The sequence below is a fragment of the Pseudoxanthomonas sp. F11 genome, from assembly GCF_037046485.1.
Lineage (GTDB): Bacteria > Pseudomonadota > Gammaproteobacteria > Xanthomonadales > Xanthomonadaceae > Pseudoxanthomonas_A.
On sequence record NZ_JBANLZ010000003.1, the window covers coordinates 1 to 22,477 of the forward strand.

21 protein-coding genes and 1 tRNA gene are annotated in these 22,477 nt (G+C 68.0%); 13 read left to right on the plus strand and 9 right to left on the minus strand.

Annotation, left to right across the window (positions count from 1 at the left end):
* Positions 1 to 277 (plus strand): winged helix-turn-helix domain-containing protein (locus V8246_RS10515; protein ID WP_336189096.1); only part of this gene is annotated, 277 nt, incomplete at its 5' end.
* A gap of 591 nt (positions 278 to 868) precedes the next feature.
* Here the strand turns inward: V8246_RS10515 and V8246_RS10520 are convergent.
* From V8246_RS10520 to dtd, 3 genes are all read right to left on the minus strand, one after another.
* A tRNA-Ile gene (locus V8246_RS10520) sits at positions 869 to 944 on the minus strand.
* A gap of 288 nt (positions 945 to 1,232) precedes the next feature.
* On the minus strand, positions 1,233 to 3,086 hold the full coding sequence (rpoD, locus tag V8246_RS10525) for an RNA polymerase sigma factor RpoD (protein ID WP_312772486.1): 1,854 nt from the start codon (positions 3,084 to 3,086) through the stop codon (positions 1,233 to 1,235).
* A gap of 101 nt (positions 3,087 to 3,187) precedes the next feature.
* Complete coding sequence (gene dtd, locus V8246_RS10530; RefSeq protein WP_312772488.1) at positions 3,188 to 3,628, minus strand: D-aminoacyl-tRNA deacylase; 441 nt, start codon at positions 3,626 to 3,628, stop codon at positions 3,188 to 3,190.
* A 98-nt stretch (positions 3,629 to 3,726) separates the two neighbouring features.
* Here dtd and V8246_RS10535 point away from each other — a divergent pair, with 98 nt between their 5' ends.
* The 4 genes from V8246_RS10535 to V8246_RS10550 are packed head-to-tail and all read left to right on the plus strand — an operon-like array spanning position 3,727 to position 8,139.
* Positions 3,727 to 4,626, plus strand: a complete 900-nt coding sequence (locus V8246_RS10535; protein WP_312772490.1) for a lauroyl acyltransferase — start codon at positions 3,727 to 3,729, stop codon at positions 4,624 to 4,626.
* Between the two features lie 23 nt (positions 4,627 to 4,649).
* Positions 4,650 to 6,107, plus strand: a complete 1,458-nt coding sequence (locus tag V8246_RS10540; RefSeq protein WP_336189097.1) for a hypothetical protein — start codon at positions 4,650 to 4,652, stop codon at positions 6,105 to 6,107.
* Complete coding sequence (locus tag V8246_RS10545) at positions 6,107 to 6,610, plus strand: PH domain-containing protein (RefSeq protein ID WP_336189098.1); 504 nt, start codon at positions 6,107 to 6,109, stop codon at positions 6,608 to 6,610. Before V8246_RS10540 ends, V8246_RS10545 begins: the two co-directional genes overlap by 1 nt.
* A gap of 14 nt (positions 6,611 to 6,624) precedes the next feature.
* Positions 6,625 to 8,139, plus strand: coding sequence for a PH domain-containing protein (locus V8246_RS10550; protein ID WP_336189099.1), 1,515 nt, complete (start codon positions 6,625 to 6,627; stop codon positions 8,137 to 8,139).
* Positions 8,140 to 8,182: 43 nt separating this feature from the next.
* Here V8246_RS10550 and V8246_RS10555 read toward each other — a convergent pair whose 3' ends face one another.
* Together V8246_RS10555 and V8246_RS10560 are read right to left on the minus strand one after the other, a co-directional pair.
* Positions 8,183 to 9,211, minus strand: a complete 1,029-nt coding sequence (locus tag V8246_RS10555) for a CDP-glycerol glycerophosphotransferase family protein (RefSeq protein ID WP_336189100.1) — start codon at positions 9,209 to 9,211, stop codon at positions 8,183 to 8,185.
* Positions 9,211 to 10,026 (minus strand): glycosyltransferase family 2 protein, encoded by an 816-nt coding sequence (locus V8246_RS10560; RefSeq protein WP_336189101.1) that lies wholly within the window; start codon positions 10,024 to 10,026, stop codon positions 9,211 to 9,213. The genes V8246_RS10555 and V8246_RS10560 overlap by 1 nt, the downstream gene beginning before the upstream one ends.
* 162 nt (positions 10,027 to 10,188) lie before the next feature.
* Here V8246_RS10560 and V8246_RS10565 point away from each other — a divergent pair, with 162 nt between their 5' ends.
* The 3 genes from V8246_RS10565 to V8246_RS10575 all read left to right on the plus strand — a co-directional run bounded on the left by V8246_RS10565 (position 10,189) and on the right by V8246_RS10575 (position 13,371).
* Complete coding sequence (locus V8246_RS10565) at positions 10,189 to 11,133, plus strand: UDP-glucuronic acid decarboxylase family protein (protein ID WP_336189102.1); 945 nt, start codon at positions 10,189 to 10,191, stop codon at positions 11,131 to 11,133.
* On the plus strand, positions 11,130 to 12,050 hold the full coding sequence (locus V8246_RS10570) for a glycosyltransferase family 2 protein (RefSeq protein WP_336189103.1): 921 nt from the start codon (positions 11,130 to 11,132) through the stop codon (positions 12,048 to 12,050). Before V8246_RS10565 ends, V8246_RS10570 begins: the two co-directional genes overlap by 4 nt.
* A 70-nt stretch (positions 12,051 to 12,120) precedes the next feature.
* Positions 12,121 to 13,371 (plus strand): glycosyltransferase family 4 protein, encoded by a 1,251-nt coding sequence (locus V8246_RS10575; RefSeq protein ID WP_336189104.1) that lies wholly within the window; start codon positions 12,121 to 12,123, stop codon positions 13,369 to 13,371.
* 101 nt (positions 13,372 to 13,472) lie between these two features.
* Here V8246_RS10575 and V8246_RS10580 read toward each other — a convergent pair whose 3' ends face one another.
* The 4 genes from V8246_RS10580 to def form a co-directional block, all read right to left on the minus strand.
* Entirely contained in the window at positions 13,473 to 14,732 is a 1,260-nt protein-coding gene (locus tag V8246_RS10580; protein ID WP_336189105.1) for an O-antigen ligase family protein, read from the minus strand.
* 214 nt (positions 14,733 to 14,946) lie between these two features.
* The gene (rsmB, locus tag V8246_RS10585; RefSeq protein WP_336189106.1) at positions 14,947 to 16,242 is read right to left on the minus strand and encodes a 16S rRNA (cytosine(967)-C(5))-methyltransferase RsmB; all 1,296 of its coding nucleotides are present in this window, start codon (positions 16,240 to 16,242) and stop codon (positions 14,947 to 14,949) included.
* Positions 16,239 to 17,159, minus strand: a complete 921-nt coding sequence (gene fmt, locus V8246_RS10590) for a methionyl-tRNA formyltransferase (RefSeq protein WP_336189107.1) — start codon at positions 17,157 to 17,159, stop codon at positions 16,239 to 16,241. Before fmt ends, rsmB begins: the two co-directional genes overlap by 4 nt.
* Before the next feature lie 117 nt (positions 17,160 to 17,276).
* Positions 17,277 to 17,789 carry a peptide deformylase gene (def, locus tag V8246_RS10595; protein ID WP_245089440.1) on the minus strand — a complete coding sequence of 171 codons (513 nt, stop codon included), beginning with the start codon at positions 17,787 to 17,789 and terminating at the stop codon, positions 17,277 to 17,279.
* A gap of 132 nt (positions 17,790 to 17,921) precedes the next feature.
* On the opposite strand from def, the gene V8246_RS10600 reads away from it, so the two are divergent.
* From V8246_RS10600 to V8246_RS10620, 5 genes are all read left to right on the plus strand, one after another.
* Complete coding sequence (locus V8246_RS10600) at positions 17,922 to 19,046, plus strand: LysM domain-containing protein (protein ID WP_336189108.1); 1,125 nt, start codon at positions 17,922 to 17,924, stop codon at positions 19,044 to 19,046.
* A gap of 78 nt (positions 19,047 to 19,124) precedes the next feature.
* Positions 19,125 to 20,303: a DNA-processing protein DprA gene (gene dprA / locus V8246_RS10605; protein ID WP_336189109.1), complete on the plus strand. Its 1,179-nt coding sequence runs from the start codon at positions 19,125 to 19,127 to the stop codon at positions 20,301 to 20,303.
* Entirely contained in the window at positions 20,300 to 20,773 is a 474-nt protein-coding gene (locus tag V8246_RS10610) for a DUF494 family protein (RefSeq protein ID WP_142123186.1), read from the plus strand. The genes dprA and V8246_RS10610 overlap by 4 nt, the downstream gene beginning before the upstream one ends.
* A 26-nt stretch (positions 20,774 to 20,799) precedes the next feature.
* A complete protein-coding gene (locus tag V8246_RS10615) occupies positions 20,800 to 21,525 on the plus strand; it encodes a pilin (RefSeq protein ID WP_336189111.1) in 726 nt (241 codons plus the stop codon).
* Between the two features lie 51 nt (positions 21,526 to 21,576).
* On the plus strand, positions 21,577 to 22,461 hold the full coding sequence (locus V8246_RS10620; protein ID WP_336189112.1) for an RDD family protein: 885 nt from the start codon (positions 21,577 to 21,579) through the stop codon (positions 22,459 to 22,461).
* Positions 22,462 to 22,477: the final 16 nt, after the last annotated feature.

The following is a 22,477-nucleotide window of genomic DNA, read 5'->3' on the forward strand; positions in this document are numbered from 1 at the left end:
CTCCACCGGCTGGACCTTCTTCAGCAATCACAGCCACGTGCTCTTCTGCCTGGCGGCAGAGCCGCAGCAGACATTGCGCGAGGTGGCGGCCAAGGTCGGAATCACCGAACGGGCCGTGCAGCGCATCGTGGCCGAACTGGAGGCCGCGGGGGTTCTGGAGCGGCACCGGGACGGGCGGCAAAACACCTACCGAATCGATCGGGCCGTGCCATTGCGGCACCCCCTGGAGTCTCACTGCCGTATTGGGGAGCTGATCGATGTGGTGGTCGAGCGCTAGTGCATCAGGCGGCGTCGACGCCTGCCCGCTTCGAGCAGCACGGCGATTCGGAGTCCGATCTCCGACGAGACAGCGATGGCTAGTGAAGAAGCGGTTTGACCAGACATTCGTCGGTTGAAGAGCCCGAAGAGCAGATCATCGGCCGCCTGCGTGAGGCCGGAGCGGCCGTAGCGGTGAGGGACCGGCGGTCGAACGACGGCAACTGCTTATTGTTGGCGGGTGATCCCGATGGGCGGACGCACGCGGACTGTCCGTAGATGCAGCGATTGGGTTGGCCGAGGTAGGTCACGCGCTGCTGGAGGAACCGGTTCGACCTCATCGCGTACAGACTGTGGCGCGGCGGCCTTCACCTTACAACTCGCGAGTACAAGATCGATGGGCTGTCTCCAGCCCGACCGCCACTCTTGGGACCGCCGAATCCCGCTGTCGAACTTCCCACGCCCGGCGCACCCACCAGGCGGCACGGAGTGCGCGCATTCCTGCATTCTGCTCGGCCGTAGGGCAGCGCGCTTCGCCTGAGATCTGCGGCGGCTCTGTGCCTTTAAGTCGCGGTCCAGTCGCGCTTTCCCAAAAAATTCACTCTCTGCTTTCTGGTGGGCCCACCAGGACTCGAACCTGGAACCAAAGGATTATGAGTCCTCTGCTCTAACCATTGAGCTATAGGCCCGTTGCGCCGGGATTGTACCGGATGGGGCCAGGTCGATTGCGGGGTGGGTGGGCGCATCGGGCGGTGACAGGACGCGCAAGGACGATGGCGGGGAATCGCTTCTAGCGCGCGCGCTCCTAAGTGCGTCCCGTCGCTGCAAGCGACTCTCTTGACCGTGGTGAAGCGTGCCCCATGGAACCCGCGATCCGAGGACCGCGACGAGGCGCCATCGCACGCAGGAAGCATCGATGCAAAAAAAAACGCGACCCCGAGGGGTCGCGCCTGGAGGGTGCGGAACCGCGCCCTGGGTCAGTCGATATCGAGGAAACTGCGCAGCTGTTCCGAGCGCGACGGGTGGCGCAGCTTGCGCAGGGCCTTGGCTTCTATCTGGCGGATGCGCTCGCGGGTGACGTCGAACTGCTTGCCGACCTCTTCCAGCGTGTGGTCGGTATTCATGTCGATGCCGAAGCGCATGCGCAGCACCTTGGCTTCCCGCGGAGTCAGGCCGGCCAGGACGTCGCGGACGGTTTCCTGCAGGTTGATGTTGGTGGTGTTCTCGATCGGGGACTCCACGTTGGTGTCCTCGATGAAGTCGCCCAGGTGGGAATCCTCGTCGTCGCCGATCGGGGTTTCCATGGAGATCGGTTCCTTCGCGATCTTCATCACCTTGCGGATCTTGTCCTCGGGCATGTCCATTTCCTTGGCCAGCTCTTCCGGCGTGGCCTCGCGGCCGTACTGCTGGAGCATCTGGCGGGAAATGCGGTTGAGCTTGTTGATCGTCTCGATCATGTGCACCGGGATGCGGATGGTGCGCGCCTGGTCGGCGATCGAGCGGGTAATCGCCTGGCGGATCCACCAGGTGGCGTAGGTCGAGAACTTGTAGCCGCGGCGGTATTCGAACTTGTCCACGGCCTTCATCAGGCCGATGTTGCCCTCCTGGATCAGGTCCAGGAACTGCAGGCCGCGGTTGGTGTACTTCTTGGCGATGGAGATCACCAGGCGCAGGTTGGCCTCGACCATTTCCTTCTTGGCCTTGCGCGCCTTGGCTTCGCCGTAGGCCATCGCACGGCTGATGTCCTTGATGTCGGCCAGGGTCAGGTGCATCGCCTGCTCGACGGCGATGGTGGCTTCCTGCTCGGCGACGATCTGGTCCTTGACGTCGCGCAGGCCCGAGGACCACTTCTGCTTGCGCTTCAACACCTCGTCCACCCAGCCCAGGTTGGTCTGGTTGCCTTCCCACGCGCGCAGGAATTCCTTGCGCGGCATCTTGGCGACGTTGGCGCACAGGTGCAGCACGCGGCGCTCGTGGTCCTTGATCTGCGCCATCACCTCGCGCAGCTTGCGCACCAGCGTGTCGGTCAGCGGCAGCGGCAGCTTCAAGGTGACGAAGGTCTCGGCCAGCTCGGCGCGCAGCTTGGCGACGGCCTTGTTGTCCGGACCGTTCTTGGCATGCGACTTCTTGAACTTGGCGTAGCCGTCGGCCAGCACCTGCATGCGGCGCGCGACCTCTTCCGGATCCGGCCCCGTCGGCGCCGCTTCCTCGGCGGCATCGTCGCCGCTTTCCTCGTCGTCATCGGCGTCTTCGGCCGCATCGGCGACCTCTTCGGCCGCCGGCACTTCTTCGACCGGCTCTTCGATGTCGTTGAAGCCGACGACTACCTCGGCCAGACGCTTCTTGCCGGCCTTGTGCAGTTCGTACTCTTCCAGCAGCAGCTCGATGGACCACGGGAAGTTGCCCAGCGAAGCCTGCACCTGGGACAGGCCTTCCTCGATGCGCTTGGCGATGGCGATCTCGCCCTCGCGGGTGAGCAGTTCGACCGTGCCCATCTCGCGCATGTACATGCGCACCGGGTCGGTCGTGCGGCCACCTTCGGTGTCCAGCGAGGTCAGCGCGGCGGCGGCTTCTTCGGCCGCGGTCTCGTCGACTTCGCGGTTGCCGGTGTTGCCGTCGGCCAGCAGCAGGGTTTCCGCATCGGGCGCGACTTCATGGACATCGATGCCCATGCCGTTGATCATGCCGATGATGTCCTCGATCTGTTCCGGGTCGACCAGGTCGTCCGGGAGGTGATCGTTGACTTCGGCGTAAGTCAGATAGCCCTGCTCCAGGCCCTTGCTGATCAAGAGCTTGATGTCGGACTGCTGGGCAGGACGTTCGTTGGCCATGGAGGTTGCGCCACCGGGGAGTAAGGAAGGGAGAACCCCGTATTATACCAGCGCGGACCGGGTTGGGTTCCTGAATCCCGGCCGCCGACAAGGGAAGAACGTCACGGCCGCAGCAGGAAGGTCACCGGCCCGTCGTTGACGAGGCTGATCACCATATGGGCCCCGAAGCGGCCGGTTTCCACCCGTCCGGCGTGCGTTCGCCGGCAGATGTCCACCAGCCGGTTGAATCCCTGTTCAGCTTCCGCGGGCGGGGCGGCGGTGGTGAAGCTGGGTCGCATGCCGGAGCGCGTATCCGCCGCCAGGGTGAACTGGCTGACCAGCAACAGCCCGCCCCCGGTGTCGGCGAGGGAGCGGTTCATCCTGCCCGCTTCGTCGGCGAACACCCGGTACCCCAGCAGGCGTTCGGCCATGCGGGCGATCCGGGCCTCCCCGTCGCCCGGTTCCACGCCCACCAGCGCCAGCAGGCCAGCGTCGATGGCCCCGACGACCTCACCGTCCACGCTGACGGTGGCCGAGGTGACGCGCTGGATCAGGGACAGCATGGCGAGGCTCCGCGGGACGGAGCGACAGCATAGCCGCAGCCCCTGCCCGCCCCGGCGCGCCGGGGCGGGGTGCCGCCCCGGTTGGCTACACTGGCCGCATGAAACCGGCCACCCTCGCCTCCCTGGCTTACCACGCCGCCGCCCTGGTCGGCCGTCTTCCCTGGTCCTGGCTGCGCACGCTCGGCGATGCGATGGCCTGGGCCTGGCGCCGGTCCGACGCGCGCGAGAGCCGGGTGGCGCGCCGCAACCTGGAGATCGCCTTTCCGGACCTGCTGCCCGGACAGCGCGAGGATCTCCATCAGGCGATCCTGCGCACCACGGCCCGCCAGGCGCTGGAGACGCTGCGCTTCTGGACCCGGCCGCCCGCCGAAAACCTGCGCCTGCTGCGCGAGCGGCATGGCGAAGCGCTGTACGACGCGGCCCTGGCCAGCGGCAAGGGCGTGATCGTGGCAGCGCCGCATTTCGGCAACTGGGAACTGCTCAACCAGTGGCTGGCCTCGCGCGGGCCCATCGCGATCGTCTACCGCCCGCCGGAGTCTCCGGTGGGCGACGCCTTCCTGCTGCGCGTGCGCGGTGCGGACAACATCCGCCAGGTGCGGGCCGAGGGCCCTGCCGTGCGCCAGCTCTGGAAGGTGCTGAAGGACGGTGGCGCGGTGGGCATCCTGCCCGACCAGCAGCCCAAGGCCGGCGATGGCGAGTTCGCTCCCTTCTTCGGTACGCAGGCACTGACGATGACGCTGGTCTCGCGCCTGGCCGAACGCACCGGCGCGACGGTGCTGTTCGCCTGGTGCGAGCGCATCGGCCCCGGTCCCGACTTCGCGCTGCATGTGGAACCGGCCCCGCCCGGCATCGCCGACCCGGACCCGGTTGCCGCCGTGACGGCGCTCAATCAGGCCGTCGAGCGCATCGCGCGCCGCGACCCCGCGCAGTACCAGTGGACCTACAAACGCTATACCCTGCGGCCCGAGGGCAGCGGCGAGGACAATCCCTACCGCTGAAGGGGATCGACAAGGGGGAATCGATGCGCGTGCGCAGATGGCTGACAGGATGGTTGGCGGGGTGGGTCGTGGTTCCAGCGATGGCGGCACAGGGTCCAGCCGCGCTGAACGAAGTCTCGCAGGCATGGGACCGCTATGCGGAACTGAGCAGCCAGGAGAAGCCCGAGAGCGTGGACCTGCTGGCGGCGTCCAGCCTGGCGCACTTCGGCTTCCTGCGCGACATGGCGCTCTATGCCTCGCCGGAACAACTTCGCCGGCTGCCCAGCGGCGACCGCATCGTGGTCTACCTGCTGCGCGCCACCCAGCCGCCCGCCGCACTGAAGGCGATGGACGACCGTGCGGTCGCGCGGCTGTGCCTGGTCGAGGGGTGGTCCGGGGTGGAATCGGCCACCGACGACCAGCCGCTCCTGGCCCTGTCCAATGTCACCGTGATCGACGACCTGGCGGTGGGGGAAGTGGCACCGCCGACGGAGAGCCAATTCCAGTTCGGCCCCGTCCTGGTGCGCGAGGGCGGACAGTGGCGGTACCGCTACGAATCGATGATGCCGGACGTCTCGGCCTTCATGGACCAGGCCTTCCGGCAGTCCGGGCTGGGCGAGGTGCGCAGCATGGAACTTGCGCTGGCCGCGATGCTGGAGGGCGAGCCCCCCAGCCTGGCCCTGCTGGACCGCACGCCGCTGGACGATGCGGGCATGCGCACCCGCCTCAACGAAACCTGGCCGGACTACGCCGCACCGCTGCGCTGGCGCCTGCGCGCGGTGCGCAGCAAGGCCGAGGCCGGCGATGCGTTCGCCCAGTTCGCCTTCGGCGCGCTGCAGTACGGAGGTGGCATGCCGCAGATGGTGCCCAAGGACACCGCCGAGGGCCTGGCCTGGCTGGAGAAAGCCAGCGAGGGCGGCCATGGGCAGGCCGCCTGGCCTGCCTCGGTGGCCATCACCAAGGAGGGCGCGTTCTCCGACGACGCCATGCAGCGCGCACTGCCCCACCTTACCCGCGCCGCTGCGCACGGCACCGAACCGCAGGCCCTGCTGGCCATGGCGCAGTACCACCATGACGGTCTGGCCGGCATGGCGCGCGACTGCCGACAGGCCGAAGCGTGGGCCGCGCGCGCGGAAGAAGCCGGCGCGAAGCAGGCGCGCAACGAGCGCGTATGGATCCTCGCCACCTGCCCGGTACCGGGCCAGCGCGACACCGTCCGCGCCCTGGAACTGGCGGAGTTCATGATCCAGCGCAGGGACGAACTGGACTGGCACGAACTGGACACGGTGGCCGCGGCGCTGGCCGCCAATGGCGACTTCGCCGGGGCGACGCAGCTCCAGACCCTGGCCCTCGAAAAGATGGCCGCGGACGAGGACCTCTCCAAGGACAGGCGGGCCGCCACGCGGAAGCGGATGAGCGCACGCCTGGGCAAGTATCGCAACGACCGCGATTACGTGCTGGACTACCGCGCCATCGACGAGATGAGGGCAGGCAGGCTGTGATGCAGACCGACACCGACACCCCCATCCCGCCGGCGCCCACCGACGCCTGGCAGGCGCTGCCTGTGCGGGGCGCGTGGCTGGCCGCGCTGGGCGGTGCGGCGTTGCTGTTTCCGTTCGCGTTTCCCGTTTTCTTCCTTTCCCGTGCCACCGACCTGGTGTCGCCCTGGTTGGCCGTGCCGGTGGCCGCGGGTGTGGGCGCGCTGCTCGGCGCCTGGGTCGCGGTGAAGCGGCACCGGCGCACGCGCTGGCGCCTGGACGACCGGGGCTTCGCGGTCCGCCGCGGGAACTGGTGGCAGAGCGAAACCCACGTGCCGATTTCGCGCGTGCAGCACCTGGACGTGAAGCGCGGCCCGCTGGAACGCAGCGCACGATTGTCCACGCTGGTGGTGCACACCGCCGGCACGCGCATGGCCGCCGTGTCGCTGTCGGGGCTGGACGCGGACGACGCCGAGCGCCTGCGCGAACGCCTGGCCACGCAGGTCGACCACGACGACGCGCTGTGATGGACGAACCTGCCATGGACACCGACGCCCCGGAACGCCGCCTGCACCCGTGGTCGTGGCTGTTCGTGCTGTTGCAGCAGCTCAAGCAGTTCATTTTCCCGCTGGTCGCGCTGCTGGTGTTCGGCGCCCGCAAGGGCGACGACGGCGATCCCTGGCTGGCGTTCGCACCCGTGATCGGCATCGCCGTGCTGGTGGTGCTGGCCATCCTGCAGTACTTCACCTACCGCTACGTGATCGGCCGCGATGGCCTGACGGTGCGCGAGGGCCTGCTGCACCGTTCGCGGCGCGAAATCCCCTTCTCCCGCATCCACAACGTGGTGGTGCACCAGTCGCTGCTGCATCGCATGTTCGGCGTGGCGGAAGTGCGGCTGGAATCCGCAGGCGGCCAGAAGCCGGAAGCGCAGATGCGCGTGCTGGGCCTGCGCGATGCACTGGCGCTGGAAGACCTGGTGCGCCACCAGGCGCGCGGCCAAGCGGCCGCGCAGGCCGCCTCGCCCGATGGGCCATCGCGTGCAGACGCGGCCACGCTGCTGACGCTGTCGACGGCCGAGGTGATCCGCCTGGGCCTGATCTCCAACCGCGGCATGATCGTGGTGGCCGCGGGCTTCGGCGCGGCCTGGCAGATCCTGCCGGAGCGGATGATCGAGCAGTTCTTCCGCCAGGGCGCCAAGCAGGCCTTCGGTTATGCCGAACAACTGCACCTGGGCTGGCTGGCCGGCGCCGCGGGCGTCGCCGCGCTGGTAGTGCTGGCGCTGGCCTTGGTCCGCGTGCTGTCCGTAGTGCTGGCGCTCCTGCAGTTCTATGGGTTCCGTCTCAGCGAGGACGCACGCAGGTTGATGGTCGAGCGCGGCCTGCTGGCGCGTCTGCGTACCAGCGTGGCGCGCCGGCGCATCCAGGCATGGACGCTGCACGAAGGCGTGCTGCACCGGTGGTTCGGCCGGCGCTCGCTGCGCATCGACACCGCGGTGGCCGAGAAGGCCGGCCAGCAGGACCAGCGCGCACTGAAGGATCTGGCGCCGATCGCCACGCCCGAGGCGTGCGACGCGCTGGTCAACCACCTGCTGCCGCAGGCGGCATGGCCCCGCGCGGACTGGCGGCCGGTCGCCGCCTCCGCCCGCTGGCGCCTGCTGCTGCCGACCCTGACGTGGCTGCTGCCCGCGACCGGGCTGGCCGCATGGCATCTGGGGCCCTGGGCCTGGTGCGCCCTGGCCTGGCTACCGGCGTCAGCCTATGCGGCGCACCGGCAGGCCTCACGGATGGGCTGGTCGCTGGACGGACATCTGGTCGCGGTCCGCAGCGGTTGGTGGTCGCGCTACTGGCGGTTCGCCGAGATCGACAAGCTGCAGGCGCTGCGGCTGTCGCGCTCGCCGCTCGACCACGCCTGCGGCACCGCCTCGCTGTGGCTGGACACCGCCGGCGCCAGCGGTGTGGCCGCGCCGCTCGCCCTGCGCTTCGTCCCCGAAGCGGAGGCGCGCGAAGCCTTCGACCGCCTGTCGCTGGGCCTGGCGCGCCGCCGGCTGCGGTGGTGACGGTCGCCGGCGGCCGGCGCTCAGGGCCGCAGGCGAGATCGGCTCAGGCAGGGCCCCAGTAGCCGATCCGCTTGCGGATCTTGAGCTTGCGCCACAGGTTCATCGGTTTCGGCTTCCGGTTGCGCGCGCCTGCAGCGATGAAGGCGTCGATGGCGTCCAGCACGCGCTCGCTGGAACGGCCATCGCGATAGGGATGGATGCTATCGGCGTAGGCGACGATCGCCTGCATCAGTTCGGGTGGCCGCGACAGTGCGCGGCGGATCGCCGGTTCGAACTGCGCAGGATCGTCGATATCGATCAACTGCGGGCCGGGACGGCGGTTCTTGAACGTCACCACCGGCTTGTGGGTCAGCAGGAACTCGTTGAGTGCCGACGAGGTGTCCGAGCACATCATGTCCACCTGCGGGAACAGCTCGAGGATGTTGTCGTCGTCGGCGAAGCGCAGGTGTTCGTTCTCAAGCGCGCGGAACTTCGCCACCGTGTCCGGGTTCATCTTGGGGTGGAAGGTGACGATCCAGTGCCACTCGCCGGTGCGCGAGAGCCGCTTCACTTCCTCGTACAGCGTTTCGGCCGCGCTCCACGACGGCGAGAAGGTGGAGTGGTAGAGGATCACCGGCGGCTGGCGCACCGGCGGCACGTCGCCGGCGATCTCCTGCATGAAGGGATCGATCTTCGGCCAGCCGGTCTCCACCACGCTGAAGTGGCCCACCTTGTCGGCGATGGCCTTGAACTGCGCGGTGTCGCGCGGCCCCGTGGTGCAGTACAGGTCGAAGAATCCCCGGATGTAGATATGGCGCGGCTTGCCGGCATCGAAGCCGTGGAAGGTTTCCACCTTCACGCCGGGGAAGAAGTGCGGCACCGCATTGCTGCCGGTGATCACGGCGATGGCGTTCCAGCGGCGGACCTCCTCGGTCGTCGTCAGCAGCTTCTCGTCGGGATGCAGATCCTCGGCGCCGGGGCCGTCGAAGAACCAGGCAGCCTCGCCGCCGCGCGCCCGGATGGCGTCCTGGATCGGGCGCAGGATGGCCAGCGCGTAGCGCTCGGAGCCGTAGAGGAGGTAGTGCTTGGCCATCAGTGTTCCAGTCCGTGTTTGGCGAGCTTGGCGTGCGCGGCGCCGATCGAGGCCGGGTTGTGCCGCATCTCGTAATAGCGCATGCGCTTGTAGGCGGCGTAGCTGGCCGCCGTCTGCGCGATGATGAAACCGCGCCAGCCATCCAGGAAGGCCAGCCGCAGCAGGTAGTCCTTGAGGAAGCTGGACAGGTACACCAGCGGCGTGAGCCACATCCGCACCGGACGCCCTTTGTCGCACCAGTCCAGCGACTTCAGTTCGCTGTAGCGCAGGACCTTCAGCTGCTTGTGCACCAGGCTGGGATTGTCCGCGTGATTGAAGGGGGCGCTGAACTCGGCCGCCGCCCCGTCGAAGCGCAGCGACTCGTGCACGCGCGCATCGGTCCATCGGGCCCGGTCGCGATGGTAGAGCCGCGCCATCCTCTCCCCCACCATAGGCCGGTACCAGCGCATCGGCGCGCCCATCAGCCAGGTGCGCCGGCGCAGCCACGCCGCGGGCCGGCCGGAGGCCATCAGCGCGGGCAGCCCGCGCTCAAGGTCCGCCGCGAGCTCGGGCGAGAGGAACTCGTCCGCATCCAGCACCAGGATCCAGTCGTGGGCGGCCTGGGTGCTGGCGAAGTTGCGCTGGGGCCCGAAGCCCAGCCAGTCCTGGTGTACCACGCGCGCGCCGTGGGCCTGGGCGATGGCGACGGTGTCGTCGGTGCTGCCGCTGTCCACCACCAGCTTGTCCGCGGCGAACGGGACGCTGTCCAGGCACCGGGCGATGTTCAACCCCTCGTTGTGGGTGATGACGACGAGGGAGAGGGGCAAGCTGGGCATCGTCACATTCTAGGGGTCGTAGGTCGTCCCGGGGAGGGCGCAGAATCCCCGTTGCGGCGCTCTTTCTGACTGGAGGCTGTCTCGATGGCAAGACCCCGGCTATCCGGGGGGCGCCCAGCCCGGACAATTGTTAATCACACATCACTTTGCCCCCAGCCCCCCATGCAACGCATTCTGGTCACCGGCGGCGCCGGCTTTCTGGGCTCACATCTGTGCGAGCGACTGGTTGAACAGGGTCACGACGTCCTCTGCGTAGACAACTTCTTCACCGGCAGCAAACGGAACATCGCGCACCTGCTGGGCCACCCCTCCTTTGAACTGATGCGCCACGATGTGACGTTTCCTTTGTACGTCGAAGTGGACGGGATCTACAACCTGGCATGTCCTGCATCGCCGGTGCACTATCAGCATGATCCGGTGCAGACGACCAAGACCAGCGTGCATGGCGCCATCAACATGCTGGGACTTGCCAAGCGCCTTGACGCCCGGATTCTGCAGGCATCCACCAGCGAGGTGTACGGCGACCCCGAGGTGCATCCTCAGAAAGAGGACTACTGGGGCCGGGTCAACCCCATAGGCATTCGTAGTTGCTACGACGAAGGCAAGCGCTGCGCGGAGACCTTGTTCTTCGACTACTTCCGGCAGCACAAACTGGACATCAAGGTGGTACGGATATTCAACACCTACGGCCCGCGCATGCATCCGAACGATGGTCGGGTGGTTTCCAATTTCGTGGTGCAAGCGCTCCGTGGCGAGGACATCACCATCTATGGCGATGGAAGCCAGACGCGCAGCTTCTGCTACGTCGACGATCTGATCGATGCGATGCAGGGGATGATGTCTACCGAGCGAGGCTTCACCGGCCCGATCAACATCGGAAACCCGGGCGAATTCAGCATGCTGGAGCTCGCGGAAAAAGTGCTATCGCTCGTGGGTGGACGCTCGAAGCTGACCTACATGCCACTGCCACACGATGATCCGCGCCAACGCCAGCCCGACATCGAACTGGCCCGTGGGAAGCTGGGCTGGGAGCCCAAGGTAAGCCTGGATGACGGACTGAAAGAGACGATCGCATACTTCCGCCGTCTGCTGCAGGACGCAGCATGACTACGTATGCCGTCATCATCACCAACTACAACTACCAGAGCTTCGTGGTAGAGGCGATTGAAAGCGTTCTGCGGCAAAAGCGCGCGGCCAACCAGATCATCGTGATCGACGACGGATCGACAGACGCATCCAGGCAAGTCCTCCAGGATAAGTTTGGTGCTGATAGCCGCATCAATCTGGTTTTCAGCGAGAACGGTGGTCAGCTGGCTGCATTCCAGCGCGGGATGTCGCTCGTCACTTCGACGATCACCTGCTTCCTCGATGCCGACGACCGATGGGGTCCCGACTATCTGGAACAGATCGCGCACGTCTACGATCAGCGGCCTGACGTCGGATTCATCTTCTCGGACATCATCCTGTTCGGGAACGAGCAGGCCCATTTGCGGTTTGCGCCACGCATGGTGGATCTCGGGTACACCGCCATCAGCACTTATGCGCTCACTTACTGGTACGGAGCGCCGACATCGGCGCTCTCAATGCGTAGCGCGGTAGCGGCATGGGCACTGAACCTCCCAGACGGACTGGCACGCACATGGCGACTGTCGGCCGACAACTGCCTGGTGTATGGCGCCAGCCTTCAGGGCGCGAGGAAATGCTACGTCCCTACCGGCCAGGTCGAATATCGTATCCATGGGAAGAATGGCTGGTGGTCTCAGCGCGGTGATACAGAGATTTATCTCAATCGTTTGCGGTCTCGCGGCCTGATCGGGCACTACGCGCGCGTGGCCGGCCTGGACGACTCCTGCCTCGAGCTAGCGAAGCTGGAATACAAGACCAAGCCCGCGCCGGACTGGAGCGAGACCCGGCGCTACATGGAGGTATGTTGGCGTGACCGCACCAGCATATTCAAGAAGGTAGAAAGGAGTCTGAGTATTGTGAAGCTCTATTTTCGTGCCAAGCAGCGAGCGAAACGGTGAAAGTGCTGCCAACGAACTTCCGTCACAGCGGCGGCGGCTTTTGCGCCCCGCCTACCACCCCGAACGCCGCATGAAACTCCTGTACACCAATTTCCACAGCGGCAGCGGCGGGGGACACACCACGTACATCCGCGAGCTCGCGCGCGGGCTGTCGGTGCGACACGAGGTGCACGTCGCGGCGCCGGAAGGCAGCCGGCTGCTGCGCGAAGCGAGGGAGATCCCCGGCCTCCACGCCTTCGCCCAGGCCTACCCCAACGGCCTGCGCCTGCGGCCCGCGCGCAGGCGGGCCTGCGCACGCCTGCGGGCATACCTCGAGGAACACCGCTTCGATATCGTGCACGTGAACGGGTCGGCCGATCACCGCCTCGTGATCGCGGCCCTGAGGGGCCTGCAGCCCCGCCCGCTGGTCGTGCTGACGAAGCACAACACCAAGCCGCTGCGCGGCCTGCAACATGCGTGGCGTGCCCGCTTCGGGACGGACAAGGTGATCGCGGTATGCGAATTCGTGCGCCACCAACTGAGCCACACCCCGTATCGCCGCTGCCGACCGGAAACCGTCTACAACGGCGTCGACACCGCGTTCTATTCACCTGCCGAACCAGCCGACCGCGTGGATGCGCGACAGCTCTGGATCGGCAGCAACGCCGGCACGGCGGACTACAAGGGATGGACCGACCTGGTAGCGGCGCTGGCGTTGCTGACGCCGGACGAGCGCGGCCGCATCCAGGTCGTCATTGCCGGCCACCCGCCGTCGGCGGCCCAGCGGGAGATGCTGGCGCGATCCGGGTTGCAGGACCGCTTCCATTTCCCCGGCCTGCTGGACGACGTCCGTCCGATGATCGCCCGCCTGGATGCCGGCTTCGTGTTGTCCCATGACATCGAAACGATCTCCTTCGCCTGCCGCGAGATGATGGCGATGGGGAAGCCGGTGATGGTGACCGACTACGCCGGCCTGCCGGAGAACATCCGCCCCGGCATCGATGGCTGGGTCGTGCCGGTGCATGGACACGCCGCGATGGCGGAAGCGCTGCGCGACATGCTGAACGACCGCGAAGACGTCCTGCGCCGCGGCAAGGCGGCCCGCGATCACGCGCTCGCCGAATTCGGCATCGGAACCTTCCTCGATCACACCGAGGCCGTCTATGCGCGGCTGCTGGCAGGCGCGCCCTCGCACGACGCCGAGCCCAGTCCGAGCCAGGACCTGGTGTCCACGGGCAGGCTCATCGGCGAAGCCGGCCACCCACGGCGCCACGGGCCGATGCAGATGCCGGATATGCCTGCCTCATCTCAACCCGTGGCCGATCCACCGAGCGTCTGGTAAGGCGCTCGTGGAACATCGGGTTGCGGTGACGCATCCTGTGCCCGGATGGACTGCGCCTAATGGACGCCTCACGCCTTCCTGCATGTCTCCCGCTGGCAGTGCTATTCCGAGCCGTTTTCCGCCGCAGTCCCCGCAGCGTCGCGCGGCGCCACCCCCATGCCCAGCAACAGTCCGACCAGCACCACGTAGGCGCTGGTGCTGAGGGCATGGGAGAACATCGATTGGGTCAGCCCGGACACCAGGTAGGCGAACACCAGCATCCCCGCGGCCCAGGAGGGACCGACGGGTGCGTGCAAGCGGTTACGGCGGATTTGGCCAATCGCGATCGCCAGCGGCACGCCATACAGCGCCAGTAGCGCGGCCAGGCCCGGCATTCCCATCGTGGCCGCCCACTGCGCGACATCGTTGTGCGCATGCTCCAGTCCGCAGAAATGCCGTGACGCGCCCTGGCAGTAGAGGCTGGCGTCGACCCGCGACTTGAAGGCCTCGATTCCCGCGCCCGTGAGCGGCGCCTCACGGAATGCATCCCACGCCACCGACCACAATGCCAGACGGGCACTGATCGGCTGGTCCACCTGGCCCTGCGCGTAACCCGCCACGTCCGCGTGCAACTGGTCGAATCGGAACTGCGCCGACAGCCACGGCACCGCCCACAACGCCGCCAACAGCAGCGCCAGCGCGACGCCGGTCGCGCCCAGCCGCCACCCGCGATGCCGTGCTTCGTTGCCGGCAAGCAGCATCAGCAGCACCAGCCCAAGACCGGGCAGCACGCCCCGGCTGCCACTGAGGATCACGGCGACTGCGGCCAGCGCCACCACCGTGGCCAACAACAACTGCATCGGGAACCCGTTGCGCGATGGCCGACAGAACACGCCCACCACCAGCAGCGCCAGCACGGCGTTCGCGAACACGATGGGGTTGGCCTCGCCGCCGGCACGGTCCGCGCCCGACGACGCCTGCGCCATCGAGATCGTGAACGCAAGCGCCAAGCCCGCCAGCGCGCCATACCAGAGACTCGACGCACGCACGCGCGTCGACCATGCCAGCCAGGCACACCACGGCAGCAGCAAAGCGCGTGAGGGGTTATCGAGCGCGGACAGGTCGGCGCCGCTGCCCCACATGGAAAGCGCGGCGACGGCCAGGACGACCAGCGCCGTACCCAGCAGGAGATGCAAGGCACGCGGCGCACGCGCATCACGACCACGCCAGGCATCCGGCAGCGCGAGCAGTGTGGCCACCAGCATCAGCATGGCGAACGCGCCCAGCCCCTTGGGCACCACCAGCAATGCCGGGGCACTGAATCCTGACAGCCACGCGAACGCGCGCGCGACCTCCTGTCGACGATGGCTCCTGCCTTGCATTGCCCTGGATCCTTCCCTGTGCGACGACACGTTCATGAAGGCAGCGTGTGCGAACCGACCATGACGACGGAGTCTGCGCCTAGTCTGTTCCCGCCACGTCAAGGCGAGGTGAACAGCGATACCCTGTCTTCGTCGTCAGTATCGCGCACTCAGGGAACGGACCGTCAGCGGCGCATCACCATGCGTGTGGCGTTACCGTGTACTGCTACGCGAATCACGATTTCCGCAGGACGGCGTAGAAGAATCCGTCCATATCGGATTCACCCGGCAGCCGCTGTCGACCACCCCCATCGGCATGCCCCCCCGTTTCATCGAGCGGCTCGACCAGCGCCGCGGCGTGGCGTGCGCGAAATGCCTCCCACTGCAGCGCATTCTCGGCGCGCAGGATCGAGCAGGTGGTGTAGACCAGGCGCCCGCCCGGACGCAGCACCTGCCACGCGGCATCGAGCAGGCGTGCCTGCAGGCGGGTGAGCATCACCAGGTCGTCGGCACGCCGGTGCAGCAGCACATCCGGTTGCCGGCGCACGATGCCCGTGGCGGAACAGGGCGCATCCAGCAGGACCGCATCGAACGGCTCGCCGTCCCACCATGCCGAGGGATCGGCCGCGTCCGCGGCTTGCATGTCGGCCTGCACACCGACGCGATCGAAGGTCTCGCGCACGCGCTGGAGCCTGCGCGCATCCACATCGATCGCCAGCAGGCGCCGCGTGGGGTCACGCTCGAGCAGATGCGCGGACTTGCCACCCGGCGCCGCGCACATGTCCAGCACCCGCGCGCCCGCGGGCAGCCCGTCCAGCAGGTCCGCCACGCGCTGCGCAGCGCCATCCTGCACCGACACATCGCCCTGGGCGAATCCGGGCAGGCCCGTCGCCGCTACCGGCACGCGAAGCAGCAGCGCGTCCGGCACGCCGTCCGGCGCTTCCGCCTCGATGCCCGCGTCCAGCAGCCGTTGCCGATAGGCCTCACGGGTGCCGCGCAACCGGTTGACCCGCAGCCACAGCGGCGCCTCCTGCTGGCTGGCGGCGAAGATGTCATCAGCCTGCGCCGGCCAGTCCTGGCGCACCTGCTGTCGCAGCCATGCCGGCCACAGGGCATCGGACGGCGCCGCCGGCAAGCCCTCGCGCTGCGCGCGTCGCAGCAGCGCATTGACCAGCTTGTCCTGGTGGGGGCGGCCCAGTGCCCGCACGGCCTCGACGGTGGCCGACAGCGCCGCATGAGCGGGCAGGCCCATCACCACCACCTGGGCGAAGCCCACATGCAGAAGCGCGCGCAGTTCGTTCTCGCTGCGTCCCAGCGGCTTGGGCATCCAGGCCGCGAGGGCGGCGTCGCTGCGGGCACGGGAACGCAGCACCGCGAAACAGATCGCTTCGAGCAGCGCTCGATCGCGGGTGTCCTCCACCCGGGGGAGATTGGCCGCCAGTTCGGCCTTCAGCGAGCGGCCGCGATGCATCACCGCATCGACCACGCGGGTCGCGATGACCCGCACCGCGACGCCCGCCTGGGTGGTCACGGCGTCACCAGGTCGCGCCGGGCGTTGAGGTAGTCCGCCGCGGTGATCGCCTTGCCGCCCTCGCGCTGGACCACGCGCAACCGCAGCACGCCGCTGCCGCAGGCGATGTCCAGTCCTTGCCGGCTGGCGGCCAGCAGCGTGCCGGGCGCGGCGGTATGCGCCTGCTCCACCGCCACCGCGCCGTGGATGCGCAGGCGTTCGCCGGCGACCTGGGCTTCGGCGATGGGCCAGGGATTGAAGGCGCGCACCTTGCGCGCCAGCACGTCGGCCGGCTGCGTCCAGTCGAGCCGGGCTTCGGCCTTGTCCAGCTTGTGCGCGTAGACGACGCCGGCCTCGGGTTGCGGATGCGGCGGCAGGCGGACGCCTGCGCGCAGCAGCCCGAGCGCATCGCGCAGCACCTGGGCGCCCAGATCGGCCAGACGGTCATGCAACTGGCCGCCGGTTTCTTCGGGCCCGATGTCCAGGCTCTGCGCCAGCAGCACCGGCCCGGTATCCAGGCCGGCCTCCATCTGCATGAGGCAGACGCCGGTCTCGTCGTCGCCGGCCTCGATCGCGCGCTGGATCGGCGCCGCGCCCCGCCAGCGCGGCAGCAGCGAGGCATGCACGTTCCAGCAGCCGTACTGCGGAATGTCGAGCACGGCCTGCGGCAGGATCAGGCCGTAGGCCACCACGATCATGACGTCGGGCTGCAGTTCGCGCAGCGCGTCCTGGGTGGACTTCTTCTTCAGCGACGGCGGCTGCCGCACCGGGATGCCGCGCTGGATCGCCTCCAGCTTGACCGGCGAGGGCGTCAATCCCCGCCCGCGGCCGGCAGGACGGTCGGGCTGGGTGTAGACGGCCACCACTTCATGGTGGGCATGCGCGGCGCGAAGGCTGGGCACGGCGAACGCCGGCGTGCCGGCGAAAACGATTCTCATGGCGACAGGGTACGGAAGTGGAGAACGGGGAAGGGAAGACCGCGACAGTGGCGTCGACGGGACCGCCGGCGCGGCAGCGAACCGTCATGCCCGGTTCCCCGTTTCCGCCCCGCCGTCTTACGCCACGTGCTTGCGCTGCTTGGCCAGCTTCTTGCGCACCATCTCGCGCTTCAGCGGCGAGAGGTAATCGACGAACAGCTTGCCGTCCAGGTGATCCATCTCGTGCTGGATGCAGACGGCCAGCAGACCATCGGCCCGCAGTTCCTGCGGCTGGCCCTGGCGGTCGAGGAAGCGCACGGTGATCTCGTCGGCGCGGGTCACGTCGGCGAAGATGCCCGGCACGGACAGGCAGCCTTCCTGGTACACCTGTTCGCCGGCCTTGTCGCTCAGCTCCGGATTGATGAAGACCTGGGGCTGGTTCTTCTCTTCGCTGATGTCGATGACCATGAAACGCTGGTGCACGTCCACCTGGCTGGCGGCCAGGCCGATGCCCGGCGCGTCGTACATGGTCTCGAACATGTCGTCGAGCAGGCGCTGGAAATCGGGCGTGGTCACGTTTCCAGCCTCCACCGGCACGGCCTTGGTGCGCAGGCGGGGGTCGGGGAATTCGAGAATGGGGAGCAGGGCCATGGTACGTCTCGGGATGGGGGCGCCAGTGGAATCCGGCAAGGCCTCACGAATTCTAACGCGGGCGCTTGCGTTGCGCCGGGTTTTCTGGACTATAGTGCGGACCACCTGTCGGGGAATCAGGTAGATACCGCCATGTTTAAATGTTTTCGTACGGTTTTCGCCGTCGCGGTGCTGACCGTCGGCACCTATGCGGCTGCCGCCGAGATGGCGGGAAGCCATCCCGACACCTATGTGGTCAAGCGCGGCGACACGCTGTGGGACATTTCGGCCCGCTTCCTGAAGAAGCCGTGGCTGTGGCCGGAAATCTGGCAGGCCAACCCGCAGATCCAGAACCCGCACCTCATCTATCCCGGCGACGTGATCAGCCTGGCCTACCTGGACCGCGTGGCGGTGCAGCCCGGCCCGCGCGAGGAAGCGCCGCTGAATGCCATCCCGCTGTCCGACATCGAGCCGTTCCTGAAGGATCGCCGCGTGGTGGACAGCTTCGAGGGCCTGCCGCACGTGGCCGGCCTGGACGAGGATCGCCTGCGCAGCTCGGGCGGGCACAACATCTACGTGCGCGGCCTGGACGGCGCCCAGCCGGGCCAGCGCTTCACGGTGGTCCGTCCCAGCGCACGCTTCACCGACAACCCGCGCTCGCAGGACCTGGACTTCCGCGGCAGGACGATCCGTGGCGAAGTGGACCTGTGGAAGGACATCACCGAGCAGACCGGCAAGGGCGCGTTCCTGGGCTACGAACTGGTCAAGGTGAACGTGGCCACGTTCACCCGCGGCGTGGTGCCCGGCACCGAGGTCAGCACGCTGGTGGCCGATATCGGCGGACATGAGATCCGCGTCGGCGACCGCCTGATCCCGGTCGATGCGCAGCCGTACGACCTGCACTTCTTCCCCCATCCGCCCGCCCGGGACCCGGCCGGCAAGCTGCGCGTGCTGGCCGTGGCCGATGCCCTCACCTCCGGCGGCCCGCGCGATGTCATCGCCATCTCCGGCGGCCGCCTGGACGGCGTGGACAACGGCACGGTGTTCTCGATCTGGCGCAACGGCAGCCACACCGCCAATCGCATGACGCATCCGGAATCCTCGCGCATCAGCGAGTCGCCGAAGTCGGGCGCCGGCCGCGTGAGCCTGCCGGACGAGTACGCCAGCCACGCCATGGTGTTCCGCACCTTCGACAAGGTCAGCTATGCGCTGGTCATGGAGGGCGTGGAAGCCACCCGCGTGGGCTATGAGCTGAAGCACCCCGACGCGACCTACTGACCCGGGTCGGGCAAATCCTACGCAACACCGCGACGGCGCCCGAGGGCGCCGTCGTCGTCTCGCCCCTACGCTGGCCGCATGTCCCTCGACGATGCGACCGCCCTGGCCCGGCTGGTACTGGCCGGTGGCCCGGCCCAATGCCGGCGACACCTGCTCGACCGCCACGGCTCACCTGCGGCGGCCCTCGCCGCGGGTGCCGGCGCTTGGCGAGCGTCCGGGCTGGATCCAGCGCAAATCGCAGCCCTCCAGGATCGGGCCATCAGCGAAGCCTTGGCACGCATACAGGACTGGCTGCAGGTCCCCGGCCATCATCTGGTGGGCTGGCACGACGCCGACTATCCCCCGCCGCTGCGCACGATTTCCAGCCCACCGCTGGCGCTGTTCATCGACGGCGACCCTGCCCTGCTGTGGCGACCGGCGGTGGCGGTGGTGGGCAGCCGTACGCCTACCAGCGGCGGCCGCGACAACGCACACGCCTTCGCCCGGGGACTGGCTGCATCGGGCATCGTGATCGCCAGCGGCATGGCGCGCGGGGTCGATGCGGAGGCGCATGAGGCGGCCCTGGCCTGCGGGCCGGGGACCACCTTCGCCGTCGTCGGGACCGGCCCCGATCTCACCTATCCCCCCGCCCACGAGCGGCTGCGCGAGCGCTTGGCGCGCGAAGGCGCCGTGGTCAGCGAGCATCCTCCCGGCACCCCCGCCCTGCGCAGCCACTTCCCTGCCCGCAACCGGATCCTGGCCGGCCTGACCCTGGGCACGCTGGTGGTGGAAGCGGCCGAGCAGTCCGGCGCACTGATCACCGCCCGCCAGGCGGGTGAGGCCGGCCGCGAGGTGTTCGCGATTCCCGGCTCGATCCACAACCCCCGCGCCCGCGGCTGCCACCGCCTGATCCGGGAGGGCGCGGCGCTGGTGGAGGACGCCGCCGAGATCATCACTGCCCTGGCGCCGCTGGCCGCCAATCTGGCCGATGCGCTGCGCGTACGGCTTGGGCAGGCTGAATCCGGGACAATCGCAGGCAACGGCGAGACGCTCTTCCGCCTCGACCCCGACTACCAGCGATTGTGGGATGGGCTCGGCCACGACCCTACAGGTATGGATCAGCTCGTCTCACGCACTGGATTGACGGCTGCGGAACTGTCCTCCATGCTGCTGGTCATGGAACTGGATGGCTTAGTAACGGCCGAGCACGGCCGATACCAGAGAAAGACCGGTTTCTTCACCTCCACAGCGTCCACGACGCAGGCCGAGGGGCAATGAAAGAGAGCATCCTGGATGTACTGCTGTACCTGTTCGAACACTACTTCACCGAAGACGCGGACCCGGTCCGCGACCGCGACTCTCTCCAGAACGGCCTGATCCAGGCCGGTTTCAGCCCCGCCGAAATCAGCAAGGCGTTCGACTGGCTCGACGCGCTGGCCGACCAGCGACCGGCCGCCTCCACGCCCCGCGTGGGTGGTCCAACCCGGGTCTTCCATGGTCCCGAGCTGGAGAAGCTGGACGTGGAGTGCCGTGGCTTCCTGCTGTTCCTGGAACAGCACGGCGTACTCGATGCGGACCAGCGCGAGCTGGTCCTGGACCGCGCCATGGCGCTGGACCAGGACGAACTGGACCTGGACGACCTGAAGTGGGTCGTGCTGATGGTGCTGTTCAACCAGCCCGGCTCGGAAGCCGCCTACGCCTGGATGGAAACCCAGATGTTTGCCGACGAGCCCGAACCGGTACACTGAGGCGTTGATCCGCTTCTGGGGGAAGCATGTCGGGTTGGTATTACGCCGACCGGAACCGTGAGCAGCACGGTCCGGTGACGGCGGATGAGCTGGTCACGCATTACCGTTTCGGGCGCATCGCGCTGGGCGACCTGGTCTGGCGCGAAGGTCTGCCGCAATGGCGGCCCTTGCGCGATTTCGCCGCCGAACTGGGCCTGGATACGGCGCCTGTCGATACGGTGCCCACGCCACCGCCTCCCGTGCCGCCGATCGCATCGCCCCATGCGCAGCCGTCACCGCCGCGCGCGCCTGCGCCGCCCGTCAAGAAGCCCGGCATGTCCGGCGGCAAGATCGCGCTGATCGTGGCCGCCGTCATGGTGGTGCCGTGTATCGGCATCGCCGGCATCCTGGCCGCCATCGCCATCCCGGCCTACAACGACTACACGCTGCGCGCCAAGATCGTGCAGGCCAATGCCGAGGTCCAGGCGCTGAAGGTCGACGTGCAGATGTTCCGACTCGACCAGGGCCGCTGCCCGACCAATGGCGAAGGCGACTTCGGTACGCCCGAGAGCTATGCCGGCACCTACGTCACCCGCGCCACCATCGGCGAGTTCGACGACGGTACGTGCGGGTTCGAACTGGAGTTCGGCAACACCGGCAACGCGCAGATCGATGGGCGCAAGCTCTGGTGGGACATGGGCAGCGACAACGAACAGTGGCACTGCTCGTCGGAAGTGGACGACAAGTACCTGCCACTGGACTGCCGCGGCTGATCGACGCCGGCGTGGCGACGCACGCCACGCCCTGCACCGGGGAATGAAGGAATGACGCACTGGTATTACGCCGATGCCCAAGGGCAGCGGCAGGGGCCTTTCAGCGCCGAGGAACTGGCCGGACACGTCCGGGCGGAACGTCTGGTCGCCCATTCGCTGGTCTGGCGCGACGGCCTTGAAACCTGGCAACCGCTGGCGTCGATGGCGTCCGAGCTGGACGTCGCGCTCGGCGCGCCGGCCATGCCGGCAGAGTCCGCCACATCGCCCGCGGCCGATGCGCCCTATGCGCCACCGACCGCCCCGCTCGCCTCCGAACAGCACCCTGTCGCCGGCGGCGACGTGGTGCTGGCCGGCTTCTGGCGGCGCTTGGCCGCGCTGTTCATCGACTCGATGGTGGTGGGCTTCGCCTACTACCTGGTGCTGATCGTCGCCGTGGTGGTGCTGGGCATCGGCGGCAGCCTGCTGCTGCGCAACCAGGACAGCACGGAAGGCATGGCCGCGATGTTCGGCATGATGGCGCTGGTCTACCTGCTGTACCCGGTGATCAGCGCGGCGTACTACGCCGGCTTCGAGTCGTCGGGCAAGCAGGCCACGCTGGGCAAGATGGCGGTCGGCATCAAGGTGACCGACACCGAAGGCCGCCGCCTGACGCTGGGCCGTGCGCTGCTGCGCTGGCTGGCTGTGTTCCTCAACTACATCACGCTGTACGTCGGCTACCTGATCGCCGCCTTCACCGAACGCAAGCAAGGCCTGCACGACATGGTGGTGGGCACGCTGGTGGTGGACCGCTGGGCGTACACGGCGCACCCGGACTGGCAGCAGCGCGGGCTGGGCACCGTCACCAAGGTCATCCTGGCGATCGCCGGCGTGCTCTACGGCCTGATGTTCATCGCCGTGATCGCCGCCATCGTCGTTCCGATGGCCCTGCAATCCTGAAAGATCCACGGAGACC

What these genes read in the sequence shown, in the direction of transcription:
- dtd (WP_312772488.1), bottom strand. Translation starts at nt 3,628, where the DNA reads ATGCTGTCCCTGATCCAGCGCGTCACCTCGGCCACCGTCAGCGTGGAC.
- V8246_RS10535 (WP_312772490.1), top strand. Translation starts at nt 3,727, where the DNA reads ATGAAACCGGCCACCCTCGCCTCCCTGGCTTACCACGCCGCCGCCCTG.
- rpoD (WP_312772486.1), bottom strand. Translation starts at nt 3,086, where the DNA reads ATGGCCAACGAACGTCCTGCCCAGCAGTCCGACATCAAGCTCTTGATC.
- V8246_RS10540 (WP_336189097.1), top strand. Translation starts at nt 4,650, where the DNA reads ATGCGCGTGCGCAGATGGCTGACAGGATGGTTGGCGGGGTGGGTCGTG.
- V8246_RS10570 (WP_336189103.1), top strand. Translation starts at nt 11,130, where the DNA reads ATGACTACGTATGCCGTCATCATCACCAACTACAACTACCAGAGCTTC.
- V8246_RS10565 (WP_336189102.1), top strand. Translation starts at nt 10,189, where the DNA reads ATGCAACGCATTCTGGTCACCGGCGGCGCCGGCTTTCTGGGCTCACAT.
- V8246_RS10610 (WP_142123186.1), top strand. Translation starts at nt 20,300, where the DNA reads ATGAAAGAGAGCATCCTGGATGTACTGCTGTACCTGTTCGAACACTAC.
- dprA (WP_336189109.1), top strand. Translation starts at nt 19,125, where the DNA reads ATGTCCCTCGACGATGCGACCGCCCTGGCCCGGCTGGTACTGGCCGGT.
- V8246_RS10580 (WP_336189105.1), bottom strand. Translation starts at nt 14,732, where the DNA reads ATGCAAGGCAGGAGCCATCGTCGACAGGAGGTCGCGCGCGCGTTCGCG.
- V8246_RS10550 (WP_336189099.1), top strand. Translation starts at nt 6,625, where the DNA reads ATGGACACCGACGCCCCGGAACGCCGCCTGCACCCGTGGTCGTGGCTG.
- V8246_RS10555 (WP_336189100.1), bottom strand. Translation starts at nt 9,211, where the DNA reads ATGGCCAAGCACTACCTCCTCTACGGCTCCGAGCGCTACGCGCTGGCC.
- V8246_RS10600 (WP_336189108.1), top strand. Translation starts at nt 17,922, where the DNA reads ATGTTTAAATGTTTTCGTACGGTTTTCGCCGTCGCGGTGCTGACCGTC.
- fmt (WP_336189107.1), bottom strand. Translation starts at nt 17,159, where the DNA reads ATGAGAATCGTTTTCGCCGGCACGCCGGCGTTCGCCGTGCCCAGCCTT.
- V8246_RS10560 (WP_336189101.1), bottom strand. Translation starts at nt 10,026, where the DNA reads ATGCCCAGCTTGCCCCTCTCCCTCGTCGTCATCACCCACAACGAGGGG.
- V8246_RS10575 (WP_336189104.1), top strand. Translation starts at nt 12,121, where the DNA reads ATGAAACTCCTGTACACCAATTTCCACAGCGGCAGCGGCGGGGGACAC.
- def (WP_245089440.1), bottom strand. Translation starts at nt 17,789, where the DNA reads ATGGCCCTGCTCCCCATTCTCGAATTCCCCGACCCCCGCCTGCGCACC.
- V8246_RS10545 (WP_336189098.1), top strand. Translation starts at nt 6,107, where the DNA reads ATGCAGACCGACACCGACACCCCCATCCCGCCGGCGCCCACCGACGCC.
- V8246_RS10615 (WP_336189111.1), top strand. Translation starts at nt 20,800, where the DNA reads ATGTCGGGTTGGTATTACGCCGACCGGAACCGTGAGCAGCACGGTCCG.
- V8246_RS10620 (WP_336189112.1), top strand. Translation starts at nt 21,577, where the DNA reads ATGACGCACTGGTATTACGCCGATGCCCAAGGGCAGCGGCAGGGGCCT.